We start from the raw sequence: 225 nt of genomic DNA on the forward strand, positions 1-225 counted from the left end.
GCTGCCAGAACCGGTTATCACCACATCAAATACGACATGGTCCTTACCTTCTTTATCTTCGAAGCTTGCAAGTTTAACTACGCCTTTTTTTCCGGCTTTTTTGTCTTCTGTTTCAATCGTTCTGCTGAGAATGTTATCTTGTTTGTCAGCGAACACAATCATTTTCAGACCGTCTTTAAGGCCCTCTTCATCGATTGAGCGATCAGCATCTTTCTTGAAATCAGC

The 225-nt window shown here is 41.8% G+C and carries 1 protein-coding gene; it reads right to left on the reverse strand.

Annotated features, from left to right (window positions below; genetic code table 11):
- A partial coding sequence (locus LKX83_RS33150) for a hypothetical protein (RefSeq protein ID WP_227887545.1) occupies positions 1–225 on the reverse strand: 225 nt, incomplete at both ends.

Source organism: Cohnella baijiui (genome assembly GCF_020731285.1).
Classification (GTDB): Bacteria; Bacillota; Bacilli; order Paenibacillales; family Paenibacillaceae; genus Cohnella.